The following is a 16677-nucleotide window of genomic DNA, read 5'->3' as shown; positions in this document are numbered from 1 at the left end:
TGGATCTCCAACTAAAGCAGAGGTGCTACCGGGGGTAGGCGAAAGATGGAAGTGCGTGATTCCCGCCTCAGTTTTGGGGGAGGCGGGAATGAACTTCGGAGCCGAAGCTATTTGGTAATTTCTTGCTGATTGGTGTCGCGTACTTTGTCGTCGTCACCAAAGAGTCGGAGTACCCAGCGCAGAAGGTTCTTTGGATTCGCACTGAGGCCAGCCTCCTCCTGGTCAGGCTTTTCCGGAAGAGGGCTCAAGAATTGGGAGGGAGGAGTGCCGAGGGCGACGGCGATGTTATCCATCAGGTGGTCGGCAAGCTTGCGGTTGGCGGCGGTGCCCGCGATCGCGCCGAGCCCCAGAGGCAGCATCTTGCCAATCCATGCTCGGCGGAACCGCTTCGTAAACGACTTCATGGCCACACGAGACAGGATGCCATTGACTTCGGCGAGGCCCGGGCCAGCAAAGCGCGTCAGGACATTTTTCGACGCCAACTCCCTCGGCCGAGCTCGGTCCGCGCCGAGCAACGTGTCAACAATCGCAACGCCCTGGGCGCCCATCATGACCGTGAGCACGCCTGCGCGTCGGCGCTCTTTGTCTTCGATATTGACGTCGCGCAAGTACATGGAAGAGAGGGTGTAAAACGCGGCGAGGTCTAAGAAGACTACCGATTCGCCAGCAACGGCTGCTGCGCCGGTGACGAGCCCTACGCCAGGAACCGCGGCTGCTGCGCCCACGCCTGCACCTGTTGCGGAGACTACGTTTTTAAAATGCTTGTCCATCGTGTGCTGGATTTCCGCAGGACTTTGCTCCGGGTGTTGACGGCGAAGCCAGTTCACGTAAGCCCGAATGGCACCGGACTGAAGATGGACAGCCTTATCTACTGCTGCGATAAACGCTCGGCCTGCTGGGCCTGCTTTCTCCTCGAGGGAGCTTAAGTCTTCAGCACGGGCGTCTTCAATAATTTCGACTACAGGTTCGTCGTCTTCGTGCTTGTCTTTGCGGAACTTTTCTAACATGCTGTGTGTTTTTCTCCTTATTAATTATTGGTACGAGCGTTCATCGTACCCGCCTTAGAAACTCCACGAGAATAGACAGAATTCCGGGCTAGGCTAAAAGGCATGCATCTCAACAGCAACAATCCGCAGGAGCACCTCCAGGTGCAGACCACCTCGGGAATCGTTGCTGGCACTATTGATCCACAAACCGGGGTTCGCACTTGGCGCGGGGTACCCTACGGTGCAGATATGGGCGGTGAGAACCGATTTCGGGCCCCACAGCCTGCGCCTTCGTGGTCAGGTGTGCGCACCACAACCAACTATCGGCCACCTGCGATGCAGACGAATTTCGGGTGGAAAGACACAGTAATCGGCACCGAGGACTGCCTACACGCAGACATCGTTCGGCCTGATACGGACGACGTACTCCCCGTCGTCATCTATTTTCACGGTGGATCGTTCGTAAGCGGATCGAGTCATGAGAAAGTACTCCAGGGGCACTTTCTGGCTAATGCCACCGATATCGTCTATGTCTCCTTAAACTTTCGCCTCGGGGTGCTTGGGTACTTGGATCTGCGCAGTATCGGCGAGGACTGCGCTGCCAACCCCGCCATTTTGGACCAGATCCTCGCGCTGCAGTGGGTGCACGAAAACATCGCGGCCTTCGGAGGGGATCCGAATAACGTAACCATCATGGGCGAGTCAGCCGGGGCAGCTTCAGTAATCCATATGATGTGCGCTCCGGCAGCTCGGGGGTTGTTCCACCGGGCAATCGCCCAGTCCACTCCGCTTTCTTCCGTTCATACGAAGGCACAGGCCGCGATGTGGACGTCGACACTTCTTGACGGCATGGGGCTATCGCGACTATCTACCCTCGAGCACCTCCGGGAGGTACCGGCCGAGGAACTGGTTAGAGTGGGGCAGTCCATGCTGTTTACTGGCCGCGAGCTGCGCGAACTGAATTTGAGCTTCATGCCGACGGTCGATGGCACCACGCTGCCAGCTCACCCGCTGGACATGTTCCGCGCCGGGCAACAGGCGTCGGTGCCGTTGATCATCGGGACCAATGCGGATGAGGCCAGCTTTGCAAAGGCTCTGTATCAGCGGACGAAAGCCCGTCAGCGTGCAGCACGCCGCTTGCTCGAGGCATATGACGCGCAGAACGCGACAGCGGTCATCCAGGCGTATAGCGACGTGAGCCAGCGTACGGACTTCGCCGAGTTTCTCGCAGACGCCGTGTTCTGGGGACCGTCGGTGATCGCTGCAGGGGAGCACCGTAAGGTGGCTCCGACTTGGATGTACCGCTTTGAATATGCATCGGCGACAATGCGGCGGCTCGGGTTGGGGGCAATGCACACAGCCGACCTGATGGCGGTGTTTGGCGATCGGGAAGGTACACGCTCATCGAAGATCGACCGATTTGGCTCCACCGTTGCGTTTGAAGCAGTAGTTGAAGTGATGCAGCGCAACTGGGGGTCGTTCTTTCATACCGGCGAACCAGGGCCGAACTGGCCCCGCTACGATTTTCGTGGCGACGACCACCCCGGGCGCGCGACCGCAATCATCAACGAACATCCGTCAATCGTGTACGACCCAAAACGTCACAAACGCCGGGCATGGGAGGCTTTTGACATGCGTAGCTGGCAGGGCCGCGAAGCGTGGATGCGCATCATGGGGCCAGAACAGTAGGCTTGGCATCGTCCGCCGGTGACAACCACGATGAGGAAGAGTAGAGGATTCTTCGTGAGCTTTTTAGAAGACATTGCCGCGGCTCTAGACCGTGAAGGTATTGAGTCTCGTGTGCACGACGACACGATGTTTGTTCCTATCACCCCCGAGATTGAGATCCAGTTCGTTGTTATCGACGAGCAACTGCCAGCGGCGAACGTGTATATCGCGGCTGCTGACGTTGATGAAGACGATGAGGACTTTGAAGCAGCATTGGTCGCAGTTATATTTTCTGCCGAAGATGCTGTGTCCGCTGTCGCTGAGCATATAGCCACTGACGAGGTGGTTACCGTGTTCCGCAGCCTGCTCGAGGCTGCAGATGAACGTATCGCCGGGCTTGAATTCTTTCCGGACGCCGAAAACCATCAACTCGTCTTCGCAGAAGTTGGTACAGAGGCTGAAGTCCACGTGGAGGTCGAAGTTATCGACGCCACAGCCACTGCCCACGTGCAGTTTGTGGTTCCTGGAGACGATGAGGAAGCAGATCCCGAAGAACTTAACTTGGGTAGCTTCACCGACATCGACAGGCTTTTTGATGTCTTGAATCTGGTTGCTGACCAGGCTGAAGACTGGGAGAGTCAGATGCTTCCGCTTGACGACGAACCAGGGCAGTAGCCAACCGGTTACGCTACGTTCAGTCCAGCGAACAGGGATGAAGGAGAGCGGACGGGATCGAAGTGGCCGTCGACTAGCCAGACATACGTTGCCGCGTATGGGTGTGGCAGAAGATGAAGCATGTCCTCCGTCGCGTCGGGGTAGAGCGCGCGCATCCAACCCTCAGCTACCGCGGGGTTGACCGGCGCACCCGACTGGGCGGTGAATCGTGCTTCGATGATGTACGCGGGACGTGCAGACGCTCCGTAACCTTGCACCATCGCCTGAGCCCGCGGGCCGACTCTCCGCCGCGTAAGCGCAAGGTTGATGTGTTGCTTGTCTATGACTCGCGGCAATGCGATGACCGGCGGGCGCCACGAGCCAGTTGGTCGTGCAAGAGAGCGAGGGTGCTTGACTGTGGCGCTGAGGGCTTGGACGGTGTCGTCAAAGCGATGAATAATTTCTTGAGCAATCGTTGATTCGTAGAACATGCTTCGAAGCGTACGAGAGCAGCTAGACATGGAGTAGCGAAATTGGCCATGTATTCGAACAACAGTGCTAATGTTATTGCGTAATGGGACGCGAACGCGAAGAAAGACTAGTGTTGTCGCTGGTATGACGGAACAAACATATAAGGGCGGCGCGTCACCAAAGCTGCCATCAGTGATATGGGTGCTGTGCACCGCAGCGTTTATCATTGCGCTCGGCTACGGGTTCATCGCCCCGGTGTTGCCACAGTTCGCCGCCAGCTTCAACGTGTCCATGGCGGCCGCTGCAGCGGTGATCTCCGCGTTTGCGGCAGCTCGCTTGCTTGGTGCGCCAGGCGCTGGCGCTCTGGTGGATAAGCTCGGATCGCGGCCGGTGTACCTCACCGGGCTGAGCATTGTTGCGACTGCAACCTTTGCCGTGGCGTTTGCTCAGGCGTACTGGCATATTTTGGCGTTGCGCTTTATCGCTGGCTTTGGATCCACGATGTTTACGCTCTCAGCACAGGCCTTCATCGTTCGCGTGATTCCTCCTGGCATCCGTGGGCGAGCGAATGCACTTTATGCATCGTCATTCTTGCTTGGCAACATCTTCGGGCCAATCATCGGCGCTGGCCTCAGTTTCCTTGGATACCGAATTCCGTTCGCAGTCTACGGTGTTGGTGTCGCTCTTGCGGCAACTATCGTGTGGGTTGCTACGTCTCGGCAACACAAGCCAGAGGCGCCGAAAATACAGCAGCCGCCAATGCCCCTGCGCCGAGCCTGGAAGCAACCCACGTACCGTGCGTTGCTCGCTGTTGCCTTTACAAATGGTTTTGTCAACTTTGGTGCGCGCGTTTCGGTCCTTCCGCTGTTCGCTGCGGCGATATTTGCAAATGGTGGCGCGGCATCCGGACTTGCGTTGACTGCGTTCGCGCTGGGCACGGGTGTCACGCTGCAGTTTTCTGGTCGGCTGGCTGACCGGATCGGACGTCGTCCTTGCATTCTCGCAGGTCTTGCGGTCTCGGCAATATTCACGGGCACACTCGGACTTGCCACGACTGTGTGGGTGCTGTTGCTGGTCTCAGTGTGCGCGGGTGTTGGCGGTGGGCTGATGAGTCCTGCCTCGCAGGCGACGCTAGCTGACATCATCGGCAACGACCGCTCGGGTGGCAAAGTGATTTCTACCTATCAGATGGTGCAGGACTCCGGCCAGATTGCGGCACCGATTGTGATCGGCTTTCTGGCGGAGGTGTTCGGCTTTGCTATCGCGTTTGGCGCCTGCGGAGTAGTTGCTCTGGTCGCTCTATTGCTCTGGGCAATGTACAGTAAGGAATCTCTGCACAGGTCCACTGCGTAAAGGAGCACGGTGCGAATAATTGTTGACTGCGTCCCAGGGGTCGAGGACACGCTTGCGTTGGCATATGTCGTTGCTGCGCACCATCATGGACGGGCTGAATTGGAGTGCGTGACAACCTCAAGCGGTAGCGCCTCAGCTGCGCAATGTGCCCAGCATGCTGCGTGGGTGCTGGCACGCTGCGGCCTGCCCGCTGTTGCGGTCGCAGCAGGTTGTGACGTGCCAAAACACCAACCGACGCGCGATGCTGGCCTGGGTGACGCCCAAGTCCCAGATCGCTACGTCGCGAATGACTGGGACCTGTTGTGGGCCGACGCGTGCGCACGAGGTACACGGGACCTATGCTTGATTTGCACGGGCCCGTTGACAAACCTCGCCGAGTTTTCACGGCGCTACCCCGAGTACTTCGACGCACTTGAGCACATCGTTGTGTCTGAATCCAGCCTTCTACTCGACCGAGAAGCCTCCGATGTGGTGCTGCAGGACACCCCGGTGGCGATCACTGTCTGTGCAGCACCGGAAACGTTGGGACAGGTAGATGTGCAACGGTGCGCACCGCTGGCAGAAATCGGGGCCACCGCGGTTACTGGCGTGTCGCTACTCGCGGCCCAGGTCGCGTTAGGTGATATCCAGGCTGGTGGGCAGTGTGTGACGCTCGCGCCTGCCGAGGAAGATGATGACCCGAACGCGCTAGTGCTTGACGCCGCAGATGTAGACGAAGAGGACGTCGTCAAGCTTTTCGACGCCTGCTGCGCCACGTTTGACGCTCTTGCACGCGGCGATGATGCTCTGGACGTAACGAGGCACCTCCGGGCGGAGGACTAACGCAGACAAAACGCCCGCCGGGGTGTGTCCGGCGGGCGCAATCGAAGGGTATGGGAAAGGCTTATGCCTCGGTGAGGCCAGCTTCGACCATCACGCCACGAAGGGTGTTGGCGGAGTGATCGAACTTTTCCTTCTCGCTATCTTCAAGGTGCAGCTCGACAACCTCGCGGACACCGTTGCGGTTGATAACAGCCGGGGTGCCGATGTAGATGTCTTCCTGACCGTACTGGCCTTCAAGGAGAGCAGAGACTGGCAGTACGACGTCCTCGTTCATCAGGATTGCGCGGGTGATGCGTGCAAGGCCAGCACCGATACCGAAGGACGTGGAGCCCTTGGCTTCGATGATCTTGTAGGCGGCATCGCGGGTTGCGACGAACATCTCGTCGATGCGCTCGTAGATCTTCGGATCGGTTTCTGCTTCCTTCTCCAGACGACGACGTAGCGAAACGCCAGCGACGGAGCCGGATGCCACGACAGGCAGCTCGGTGTCGCCGTGCTCACCGATGATGTAGGAGTGGACAGAGCTTGCGGAAACACCGAAGTACTTGCCGAGGTTGCAGCGCCAGCGTGCGGTGTCCAGGATGGTGCCGGAACCCACGACCTGTGCGGAGGAAAGACCGGTCTGCTTCCAGGTGGCGTAGGTCAGGACATCGACAGGGTTGGTTGCAACCAGGTAGATGCCGTTGAAGCCGTTGGCCATCACTTCCTTGTTGATGGACTCGAAGATCTTCACATTGCGGCCCACGAGCTCAAGGCGGGTTTCGCCGTCGCGCTGTGCAACACCTGCACAGTTGACGATGAGCGCTGCGTCGCGGCAGTCCTCGTAGGTGCCGACCGTGATCTTGGTGTTGTGGCCTGAGTACGGCATTGCGTGGTTGAGGTCCTCGACCTCACCCCACGTCTTCTTCTCGTTCAGGTCGATAATTGCGAGGTGGTCGCAAATACCCTGGTTGAGGATTGCGTATGCGAACGCGACGCCGACATCACCAGCACCAATCAAGACAATCTTGTTGCCTGGCGTGATGTTGTTCGACGGGGTAGACGGATTGGTGATAGTCATGTGATCTCTCCTGAATCCAGTAAAACTATGTTCCGCTACCCATCATTGCAGATTTTCCACCACAATGGGAATACCAATCGAAATATGTAACCAAGATAACGGAAATAGGCGGGCATAACCGGGCATTGATGGCTTTGGGGTATTAAAAGGGGAGGCGTGGCGCACGATGGAGTGAGTCGGCGCCCGTGGCGATTCGCCAAGTTTGACCTTCGATATCTACTGCAGGACCAACAAAATGCGGTTCAGCTGGAGTTACTCGTACGGCGAGGCTATCGCCATTCTTGCAAATCGGAAGGCAGAGGGCCTCTGCGATAGCTTGGTGGCGCCGGTAGTCCCCAAGGATCAAGATGCCTTCCTCCTGGAGGCGTGACCTTGATCCGCCGTTGTATCGAATGCGCTTCATTGGGTCTTTCTGCTGAGCGACAGTGTAAATGATGCCGCGCGGAATGAGCACCTGCTGGATTGAGCGAAACAACATGTCGAGGCGCTGTTGCCCAGAAGGCAATTCCATAATTTTGGCGACAGTTTCCTCATCCGCATGGAGGAGCACGTTATTCGGGTACGGGTGATCGAACCAGGCCCACGCAATTTTGTTGCGTGCTGCTGCCATGATGGTTCGCTTGCGGTCACGGTTTCCACCTGCGGTGAGGATGTCGTCGGTGATTTTGACGAAGCCTACTCGGAAAGTGGAAGTAACCTCATTTGCGTGGCAGAGCATGGCGTGGTGGCCAACTGCTTCCATCGGGATCATCCAGCCGTAGGGGTTTTTGGAGTATTTACAGTCAACTTCATGGCCGAGGATCTTGAAATCCATCTTGTCGCCGTCCATGATAGTGCCGTCAAACCCTCGGCGAATGTTAATTTCAACCAACGATCCAATGTGGGCAAGTTCTGTCTTGCTCAGCTGCGCTGGGTCGAACCGGCCCGTGTGCTGGCCGTCATAGGCCTGGTCGAAAGTTTGTCGAAATATTCTTCCCATTGCTTCGCCGTCGGGAAACTCGTTACGGAAGAGCTCGGCGAGTTCATGGGAAAAATCGCCATCAAGGTTGTGTGTCATGGGCAGATCCTATGCGTGCGTTTGAAGCGCCAGTTGTGGGGCCACCTCGGGGGCTTTCGTTACGGCATTGCAGGAAAGTAGTGCGTCCTTGATTGCGGTTCCGATTGCAGCCGCAACCGGTGGCGGAAATGCATTGCCGACTTGGCGCCATTGGGCGGTCTTGCCACCTTGCCAATCCCAATCTTCAGGGAACCCTTGGATAACGCCGCCCATCCGCACGGTAAGGCGGGGAAGGTTGTCCGGGTCATCGACAGGGAAGTCGGGGCCTGGTGCGCTGTCTGCGATCGAAGTTCCTCGGACGCCGAGCTTCTTCCATGCTGCCTTTGCTCGAGTCGGGCCAACGTCTGGTCCACCGTGCTTCTTTGATCCGCCAACGAGCGTCGGTGCTACCGTATCGGCTCGATCTGCCCATGCGTCCGCTCCCGGCCAGCCATTTTCTCCCATTAGGTGGCGAAGTGCGCTACCAACGGATGTGTGATGCATATTCGGGGTCGGCCATTCGAAGTACTCGGCAAACTCGTGTTTCAGGGCTACCAAAATGAACCGTGGGCGCAGTTGGGGGACACCGAAGTCTGCCGATTGAAACAGTGACCAGTAGGTGGTGTAACCCATCCGATCGAGCTCACTGACAATTTCATTGCGGTAGGAATCAAACCGCTTTTGGCCAAGGCCTCGGACGTTCTCCAGCATGACGGCTTTTGGATTGATTTCTCCTACCAGTCGTAGGGCTTGCGGGAACAGATCACGCTCGTCGTCTGCGCCGAGCTGTTTTCCCGCGATGGAAAAGGGCGGACACGGAACGCCACCTGCAAAGAGATCGACCTGATCGCGCCATACGGTGCCGTCGAAGTCATGTACATCCATTTCGTGTACTGGCCACGGATGGGGATGGTCACAGCCGCGATTGGCTCGCAGTGTCTCTGCTGCCCAGTTGTCGATTTCCACCACGGCTAGATGCTGGAAACCTGCTTGCTCGAGCCCAAGTGCTTGGCCTCCAGCGCCAGCGCAGATCTCGATAGAGGTCAACGTGGGCTCGGAAGTAACCGTAGACAGGCGCATCGCGTCTCCTTCTGGCTAAAACTTGGAATGTGTAGGCATAGGATAGCGTGCACAGCAGACAATGGATATTTTTATTCGAAAATATGTGCTACTTCATCTCGTAAGTAACGTGCGCTGCCGCAACTGCCTTTGGGCGCCCGGTGACAAAGTAGAGCACAGTCATGATGACCACGAATGCAACGCCTACGGCGAGCGCCATGTGATACTGCGGCAGCCACACCATGATGCCGAATGTGAACAAGATGAAAATGATCGCGAACCACTGCCCGTAGGGCCAGAACGGTACAGGGAAGCTCAAGGTCTCGCGCTCTGCCGCGGACATGTTGCGGCGAGATGCGACGTGTGCCAGCAGGATCATCAGCCACACAAACACGGTTGCGAAGGTGGCCAGCGCTGCGATGGTCTCGAAGATGTTCGGATAGAGCGCGTTGAGCACCACGCCGATGATGAGTACGAGCAACAGGGTAATGGTCGTCATTACTGGGATGTCGCGGATGGTGCGCTTCATGATCTTCGGGGCTAGGCCTTCCTTCGCCAGGCCAGTAAGAACGCGCCCAGTGCCGAACAGGTCTGCATTAATTGCAGAAAGGGCAGCAGTGATGACCACCAAGTTGAGCAGTGCAGCGGCCCAGTTCACGCCAAGTGTGTCAAAGATCTGAACGAAGGGGCTTTCTTCACCAGTCATTGCACGCCACGGGTTGAGCATCAAGATAACCAGGATGGCGAGGACATAGAACAGCAGGATGCGCAGCGGTACGGTGTTGACGGCCTTCGGGATCGAGCGGTCCGGATCGTCTGCTTCGGTGCCGGCGACGCCGATGATCTCAGTTCCGCCGAATGCGAAGAGCACGAGGATGAACGCTGCGATCATGCCTTCGATGCCGTTCGGGAAGAAGCCACCGTCGTTCCAGAGGTTAGAGATTCCGGTCGTATCTGGGTCGGTACCCAAACCAAATGCGAGGATGGCAGCACCGCCGACGATCATCGCCATTACGGCGACGACCTTAATGAGCGTGAATGCGAACTCCAGCTCGCCGAACCAGCGCACGGATGCGAGGTTCGCCGCACCAATGACCAACAGAGTAGTGGTAATCCATACCCATGCTGGGGTGTCGGGGAACCAGAACTTCATATAAATGCCGATGGCAGTCAAGTCCGCAAGGCAGACGATCATCATCTCGAATGCGAACATCCACCCGGTAATGTATCCGCCCAGGCCACCAAGGTGCTCCCTGGTGTACACCGCGAACGACCCACGAACCGGGTGCTGCACACTCATCTCGCCCAGGGCGCGCAACATAAAGTAGACGACGGCCCCTCCGAGTAAGTATACGAGGAGCACCGAGGGGCCGGCGGCCTGAATCGCGCCGGCGGAGCCGTAGAAGAGCCCGGTGCCGATCGCCGAGCCGAGGGCGATGAAGTGGATATGGCGGTGTGTAAGCCCCTTGGGCTTCGACGAGCGGGAAGTCATGGCAGACATCATAACGTTTAATTACGCTGCTCTGTAAATTATTCACAGGTAATTCTGTGAGTTCGGTCGCGTTTTCAGGCAGCGCTACTGTGCAGTATCAGCATCACGCTTCCGTGAGCGTGCAACTGCGGCAACTACCAGTGCGATAACGACGGCGGCACCGGCAGTGATGAGCATCCACGTCGGCGTACCGCCGTCATTTTCTGTGGCGGTCGTTTCGGCCGAGTCTTCCTTGGCGGAGATTTGCTCACGGATCCAGTCCGCCTGCGAAGCAACCGGCGCAAACGCGACCTTCGGGCTCACTCCCTCCTCAGCGGAGTCCGGGTTGTCTGGATCCATGAATAGTGATGCGGACGCGATGGCTGCGACTTTGCCTTCGCTGAAGAGCGCGCCGCCGGAATCACCGGGCTGGGTTGCTGCCCCACCTTTCATGGTGGCTTCGACGCCGTCGGTGCCGTCAAACAGAATCATCGGGGTTGGGCCGTCGACGGTAGCGTCTGCGTACGGAAGGGTGCGTCCGGCACCAGAGCCATCAGAGGACCAGCCGTAGAAAGTAGCGTCGCTGCCTGCAGCCGGGATATCGCGAGCAAGCTCAGGATAAGCATCGAGTCCGAGGTCCTCAGAGGTGTGCAGCAGCGCAATATCGCCTTTCGGGGTGGTCATCCACTTATCGACGTCATAAAACTTCTGGTTATCACCCTGGCCAGTACGCACGGACCCGCCAGCTTGTGGTAGGTGGTCCATACAATGGCGCGCAGTAATAACCCAGTGGGACGCAATTGCGGTGCCGGTGCACACGCCAGTGTCCGGGTCATCGTCCGCGGTGCGGACGGAGACTACTGCGTTGGACTCTGCCGAAGGCTCAGCGAACGTATCGGACTGCATTGCCAATGCAGGTGCTGCCGGGAGTGCTACGAGCGTGGCAGCGACGCAGGAGCTAAGAATACGAGTGGAGGTGTGCAGTTTCATGAGTTTTCCTTTTCTTTAGTGTTGGAGCGGAGGAAGATCGGTCCGGGTTGCGCGAGCCACGACCATGCGCATCGCGGCCTCGAGTGGTCCACGGGCGTAGAAGCTGCGCCACAGCACAGCGAAGGCGAAAGCAACTGCCAGCGTGAGTACTGCGTATACCACCCCGCTGTGGCCGTTGGCCGTGACAACGTGTGCGCAGTACACCGTCAGAGGCATCCGGCCCATGTCACAACCAAACGGAACAAACTGTGCGAGGATGAGACACAGCGCAGTGATACCAGCCGCGACGGCGCACTCGCTGATCACTGAAATGAGTCCCCCGGTGTGCCCATTCGGATCGATCGCGGCGATGAATAGGCCAGCACCTGCCGTGTTGAGGTGCAGCCGAGCTGCAATCACCGCAGGCAGCACCGCCGCCGCGATAATGACTGCGACCCAACGGCGCCATGGGTGGTGGAGGATGACACGCCACGACACCATGCCCGCAACCATGAGTGCCGCCCACGAAAAGACAGGGTAGGGGGCGCCGAAGACTGCGGCCGGTAGTGCAACAACTGTCCCGAGCGCCGTCGTTGCAGCCGAAGCAAAGAGCAACCCCGCAAGCAGTAAGCCCAAACGCGCAGTTGGCCAGTGGGGAAGCGTCGCTAAGCAGAGGTAGCAGATGCCAAAGACAAGGAGCACAACCTCGATGTCGCCAGCGAACGGCACGAGGAGCACATGCAGCACAATCAGTAGCGTCCCACGAACATAAAAGCCATGGCGACAGCGCGCGACAGCCTCGCCGCCTACCGCTTGGGCGCGCCGGGCCATCAGCTCCATCGAGATGCCAGCCAGGAACGCGAACGTTGCCGCGGGGAAGCCGTAGAGCAACTGACCCGTGACGCCAGCAGGATGGGTGAGGTGCGCGAAGATCATGGCTGCGAGTGCTACGGCTCGCGCGTAATCAATACCGTGAACTCGCAGATCCGGTGTGGAAGTCTTTGACATGCTCCTCACGCTATGCAGGGCGATGTTGCGAGAGCGTTAACATTGCGACCCCGTAAGAAGCCCCAATTAGAATCACAGCAGAATACAAGAACTCCAACGTGGAAGGGGCTGTTGTGGCTGCACCGCCGAAGATTTTGATCGTTGAGGACGAGACGCTGCTCGCCGATGCGTTAGGCAAAGCACTGCGCCGTGAGGACATGCTCGTTGATGTGCGTTACGACGGCCGCTCCGCGCTCGACCGCCTGGAATCACAACCGATAGATGTGATCGTGCTCGACCGAGATATCCCCGAGGTTCACGGCGACGACGTCTGTGCAACCGTCCGTGAGCTGTACCCAAACACGCGGGTGCTGATGCTCACGGCGTCCGCAACGCTCGAGGATCGTCTCCAAGGCTTCGAGATTGGGGCGGACGACTATCTGACCAAGCCGTTCGAGCTGCCCGAGTTGCTGGCTCGCGTCAAAGCCTTGTTGCGACGAGCCGCACCTGAAACAACCTCGACGCTCACGTGCGGCGACGTCATCCTCGACAGAGGCACTCACCAAGTCCACCGAAGCGGCGCGTCGATTGCGTTGTCGCCGAAAGAGTTCGCGGTGCTTGAAACGCTGATGCGAGCACAGGGGCACGTTATTTCCGCGGAGCAGCTCTTAGAAGAGGCATGGGACGCGAACGCGGACCCGTTCTCCAATTCGATTCGGGTCACTATCTCGCACTTGCGGCGCAAGCTGGGGCAGCCTTGGATTGTGCAAACAATGCCCGGCGCTGGCTACTACGTTGCGGAGGAGCCGTACCAATGAGGCTTTCACTTCGTGCGCGTACGTCGTGGTTGTTCGTGGCAACGGTTTTTACCGCAGGGCTGAGCCTGACCGCGGTGGTGTACCTCTATCTGCGCCTGACTCCGGTACCTGTGCAAGCTGTCATCGAGGGCGTCGGGGGCGTTCCCGGCAGTGACGGAGCATTTATTGATGGGTCCGTGCCCATCTCACACGAGGTGCTCAACGTGATGCTCGGCGCCTCGCTCGTCGCGCTGTGCGTGCTGACGGCGCTCGCCGGCGCCATCGGTTGGTTCGTCGCGGGTGTGTTGCTCAAACCCGTACGTACCATCGCGGCGACTGCACGTCTGGTCTCTGCCGGCGATCTTGATCAGCGGTTCGACTACGAAGGCCCCGCTGACGATGTCGCTGACCTCGCGCACGCACTCGACTCGATGCTGGAGTCCCTCGCGCACTCCATCGCGGCACGGCAACGCTTTGCATCAAACGCGTCCCATGAGCTGAAAACCCCGATCGCTACCATTCAGACCATCGCAGATGTCGCGCTACTAGACCCGAATGCACCTGCAGAGGAGCTACGCGACGCCATCCGCGACATCCGCACCGTGAATGCGTCGTCTGCGGAGATGGTCACGTCGCTGCTGAACTTCAGCCAGGCCGAGGCCAAAGTACTCGAGGCGCGCGACATTGACATCTCAGAGCTCATTACCACTGTCGCCTCGATCGACGAAGGTATCGACGCCACCATCGAGCCAGACATTCACGTCCTCGGCGATGTCGTGCTATTGCGCCACGCGATCCAAAACCTCATCGAGAATGCTCGTATCCACGGCGTGGACGGGACTGTGCAGGTGCGTGTTTGCCGGACTGGATCCGGTGATGGGGTCGAAGTGGGCGTCGTCAATGATGGGGACGTGTTGGACCCTGCCACAGTCAGCCAGCTCGTAGAGCCATTTAGCAGGGCGAATGCGCGCGTTGCTGGTGCGCGTCCGGGGCACGGACTAGGGCTGGCGCTGGTTGATACGATTGCGCGTGCGCACCACGGGGAGTTGGAGCTCGAGGCGCGAAGCGCTGAAGTTGGTGGCGGACTCGTGGCGCGGATGACATTGCCAGTGGCGAATAGGAAAATCACTGCAGGGTGGCGTACTGTGGGGAAACAATGATCACTTCCGAAAACGCCACCGGCGGCGAGAAAGAGCCGGATATGAATGTGTCGGAAAATCAGGAAAACCCGCAGGATGTCGCAGCGGATGCTGCACGTGAGGACACCAGGGATGCGGGAGTTTCTGAGGAAACCGGCGCTGCGCAAGACGCAGCCAATGCCGAAACTAATGAGACTGAGCAGATTTTGAGCCTTGCCGACGTCGTCGGTGGCGACGTGGCGGACCTCGCTGGGAGCGAGGCGGACGAGGCCACAGAGGCAGACGAGACCGCTGAAGAGCCAGTGAACGGGTTCGAGAACCTGAATCTGCCTGAAGAAGTCGTGGATGCCGTGAAGAAGGTTGGCTTTGAGCAGCCATCCGCGATTCAGGCTGAAACCATTCCACTGTTGATGGAAGGCCGCGACGTTGTCGGCCTCGCGCAAACGGGTACCGGTAAGACGGCCGCGTTTGCGCTGCCGATCCTTTCGCGGATCAACCGCAAGGAGCGCTACCCGCAGGCACTGATCCTCGCGCCTACACGTGAGCTTGCGCTGCAGGTATCAGACTCCTTCCAGTCGTTTGCAGACCACCTTGGCGGGATCTCCGTGCTTCCGATTTACGGTGGCCAGGCATACGGTATCCAGTTGTCCGGTCTGCGCCGCGGTGCCCAGATCATCGTGGGTACTCCGGGCCGCGTCATCGATCACTTGGAGAAGGGTTCGTTGGACATTTCCAACCTGCGCTTCCTTGTCCTCGATGAGGCAGACGAGATGCTGAACATGGGCTTCCAGGAAGACGTGGAACGCATCTTGGAGGACACACCGGAAGAGAAGCAGGTTGCGCTGTTCTCTGCGACGATGCCGAACGCTATTCGCCGTATCTCGAAGCAGTACCTCGACAACCCGACTGAAGTCACGGTGAAGTCGAAGACGCGCACCAATACGAACATCACCCAGCGTTACCTGTTCACGGCGCACCGCAACAAGCTCGATGCGATCACCCGAATCCTTGAAGTCACTGAGTTTGAGGCAATGATTGTCTTCGTGCGTACGAAGCAGGAGACTGAGGAGCTGGCTGAGAAGTTGCGTGCCCGCGGGTTCTCCGCAGCTGCGATCAACGGTGACATCGCTCAGCAGCAGCGTGAGCGTACCGTTGATCAGCTTCGCGACGGCCGCCTTGACATCCTGGTCGCTACCGATGTCGCTGCTCGTGGCCTGGACGTTGAGCGCATCAGCCACGTGCTGAACTACGACATCCCGAATGACACCGAGTCATACGTGCACCGCATTGGCCGCACCGGGCGTGCAGGCCGTACAGGTGAGGCGATCCTCTTTGTCACTCCACGTGAGCGTCGCATGCTGCGCTCCATCGAGCGCGTAACCAACGCGACCATCGAAGAGATGGATCTGCCGACGGTCGACGAGGTCAACGAGAGCCGCAAGACGAAGTTTATGGACTCCATCACCGAGTCGCTCGAGGCGAGCGAGGTGCAGGTGTTTAGGTCCATGGTCCGCGAATACTCCGCAGCCAACAACGTGCCGATGGACGACATCGCCGCTGCTTTGGCAACGCAGGCTTTGGAGGGTGACGAGTTCCTGATGAAGGAGCCGCCGAAGGACCGTCGCGATCGGCGGGACCGTGATCGGTGGGATCGCGACGACCGCCGTGGCCGCGGGCGTGACCGTGATGACCGTCGTGGAGGCCGCAGCCGCTTCGACCACGATTCGGAGAACTTCGACACCTACCGCCTGGATGTTGGCAAGCGCCAGCATGTTCGCCCGGGTGCAATCGTTGGTGCGCTCGCCAACGAGGGGGGCTTGAGCTCCAAGGACTTTGGTCGCATCACTATCGGTGGGGACTTCACCCTGGTTGAGCTGCCGAAGAACCTGGACAGCGCGGTCCTTGATCGTTTGACGGATACCCGTATTTCCGGTCAGCTGATCAATATTCAGCGTGATCACGGTGCACCTCCGCGCGGACGCGGCGGGCGCGGGCGCGGTGGATACGACCGCGATGATCGCCGCGGTGGACGCGGGCGCGGGCGTGGCGGTTACGACCGCGATGATCGCCGCGGTGGCCGCGGGCGGGGACGTGGCGGTTACGACCGTGACGATCGCCGCGGTGGCCGCGGGCATGACCGCAGCTGGGACTAAGCGCCCTTGATCCTGAGCGCACCTGCTGAGTAATGACTACTCGACGGGTGCG

Annotated in this window: 15 protein-coding genes; 7 read left to right on the top strand and 8 right to left on the bottom strand. The window is 58.9% G+C overall.

Annotation, left to right across the window (positions count from 1 at the left end):
- Positions 1-107 precede the first annotated feature (107 nt).
- A complete protein-coding gene (locus tag BJP05_RS06305) occupies positions 108-1007 on the bottom strand; it encodes a hypothetical protein (protein ID WP_070362669.1) in 900 nt (299 codons plus the stop codon).
- Positions 1008-1109: 102 nt separating this feature from the next.
- On the opposite strand from BJP05_RS06305, the gene BJP05_RS06300 reads away from it, so the two are divergent.
- Together BJP05_RS06300 and BJP05_RS06295 are read left to right on the top strand one after the other, a co-directional pair.
- Positions 1110-2675 (top strand): carboxylesterase/lipase family protein, encoded by a 1566-nt coding sequence (locus BJP05_RS06300; RefSeq protein WP_070362668.1) that lies wholly within the window; start codon positions 1110-1112, stop codon positions 2673-2675.
- A gap of 54 nt (positions 2676-2729) precedes the next feature.
- Entirely contained in the window at positions 2730-3329 is a 600-nt protein-coding gene (locus tag BJP05_RS06295) for a hypothetical protein (protein ID WP_070362667.1), read from the top strand.
- Positions 3330-3337: 8 nt separating this feature from the next.
- Here BJP05_RS06295 and BJP05_RS06290 read toward each other — a convergent pair whose 3' ends face one another.
- Positions 3338-3799 carry a hypothetical protein gene (locus BJP05_RS06290; RefSeq protein ID WP_070362666.1) on the bottom strand — a complete coding sequence of 154 codons (462 nt, stop codon included), beginning with the start codon at positions 3797-3799 and terminating at the stop codon, positions 3338-3340.
- Positions 3800-3923: 124 nt separating this feature from the next.
- On the opposite strand from BJP05_RS06290, the gene BJP05_RS06285 reads away from it, so the two are divergent.
- Together BJP05_RS06285 and BJP05_RS06280 are read left to right on the top strand one after the other, a co-directional pair.
- A complete protein-coding gene (locus tag BJP05_RS06285; RefSeq protein ID WP_070362665.1) occupies positions 3924-5132 on the top strand; it encodes an MFS transporter in 1209 nt (402 codons plus the stop codon).
- A gap of 9 nt (positions 5133-5141) precedes the next feature.
- Entirely contained in the window at positions 5142-5954 is an 813-nt protein-coding gene (locus BJP05_RS06280) for a nucleoside hydrolase (protein WP_084028589.1), read from the top strand.
- A 61-nt stretch (positions 5955-6015) separates the two neighbouring features.
- Here the strand turns inward: BJP05_RS06280 and BJP05_RS06275 are convergent, their stop codons facing one another.
- From BJP05_RS06275 to BJP05_RS06250, 6 genes are all read right to left on the bottom strand, one after another.
- Positions 6016-7014, bottom strand: coding sequence for an L-lactate dehydrogenase (locus BJP05_RS06275; RefSeq protein ID WP_070362663.1), 999 nt, complete (start codon positions 7012-7014; stop codon positions 6016-6018).
- A 142-nt stretch (positions 7015-7156) separates the two neighbouring features.
- Complete coding sequence (locus BJP05_RS06270; RefSeq protein ID WP_070362662.1) at positions 7157-8071, bottom strand: NaeI family type II restriction endonuclease; 915 nt, start codon at positions 8069-8071, stop codon at positions 7157-7159.
- 9 nt (positions 8072-8080) lie between these two features.
- Entirely contained in the window at positions 8081-9130 is a 1050-nt protein-coding gene (locus BJP05_RS06265; RefSeq protein ID WP_070362661.1) for a DNA cytosine methyltransferase, read from the bottom strand.
- 88 nt (positions 9131-9218) lie between these two features.
- Complete coding sequence (locus tag BJP05_RS06260) at positions 9219-10601, bottom strand: amino acid permease (protein ID WP_205634828.1); 1383 nt, start codon at positions 10599-10601, stop codon at positions 9219-9221.
- An 84-nt stretch (positions 10602-10685) separates the two neighbouring features.
- Positions 10686-11570, bottom strand: coding sequence for a trypsin-like serine protease (locus BJP05_RS06255; RefSeq protein ID WP_070362660.1), 885 nt, complete (start codon positions 11568-11570; stop codon positions 10686-10688).
- A gap of 15 nt (positions 11571-11585) precedes the next feature.
- A complete protein-coding gene (locus BJP05_RS06250; protein WP_070362659.1) occupies positions 11586-12557 on the bottom strand; it encodes a hypothetical protein in 972 nt (323 codons plus the stop codon).
- Positions 12558-12670: 113 nt separating this feature from the next.
- Here BJP05_RS06250 and BJP05_RS06245 point away from each other — a divergent pair, with 113 nt between their 5' ends.
- The 3 genes from BJP05_RS06245 to BJP05_RS06235 are packed head-to-tail and all read left to right on the top strand — an operon-like array spanning position 12671 to position 16625.
- Positions 12671-13354 carry a response regulator transcription factor gene (locus BJP05_RS06245; RefSeq protein WP_070362658.1) on the top strand — a complete coding sequence of 228 codons (684 nt, stop codon included), beginning with the start codon at positions 12671-12673 and terminating at the stop codon, positions 13352-13354.
- Entirely contained in the window at positions 13351-14493 is a 1143-nt protein-coding gene (locus BJP05_RS06240; protein WP_070362657.1) for a HAMP domain-containing sensor histidine kinase, read from the top strand. Before BJP05_RS06245 ends, BJP05_RS06240 begins: the two co-directional genes overlap by 4 nt.
- Positions 14490-16625: a DEAD/DEAH box helicase gene (locus tag BJP05_RS06235; protein ID WP_070362656.1), complete on the top strand. Its 2136-nt coding sequence runs from the start codon at positions 14490-14492 to the stop codon at positions 16623-16625. The genes BJP05_RS06240 and BJP05_RS06235 overlap by 4 nt, the downstream gene beginning before the upstream one ends.
- The last annotated feature ends 52 nt before the right edge of the window (positions 16626-16677 follow it).

This window comes from Corynebacterium sp. NML98-0116 (genome assembly GCF_001767255.1).
Taxonomy (GTDB): Bacteria; Actinomycetota; Actinomycetes; order Mycobacteriales; family Mycobacteriaceae; genus Corynebacterium; species Corynebacterium pseudogenitalium.
This window is presented reverse-complemented; position numbering and strand designations above follow the sequence as displayed.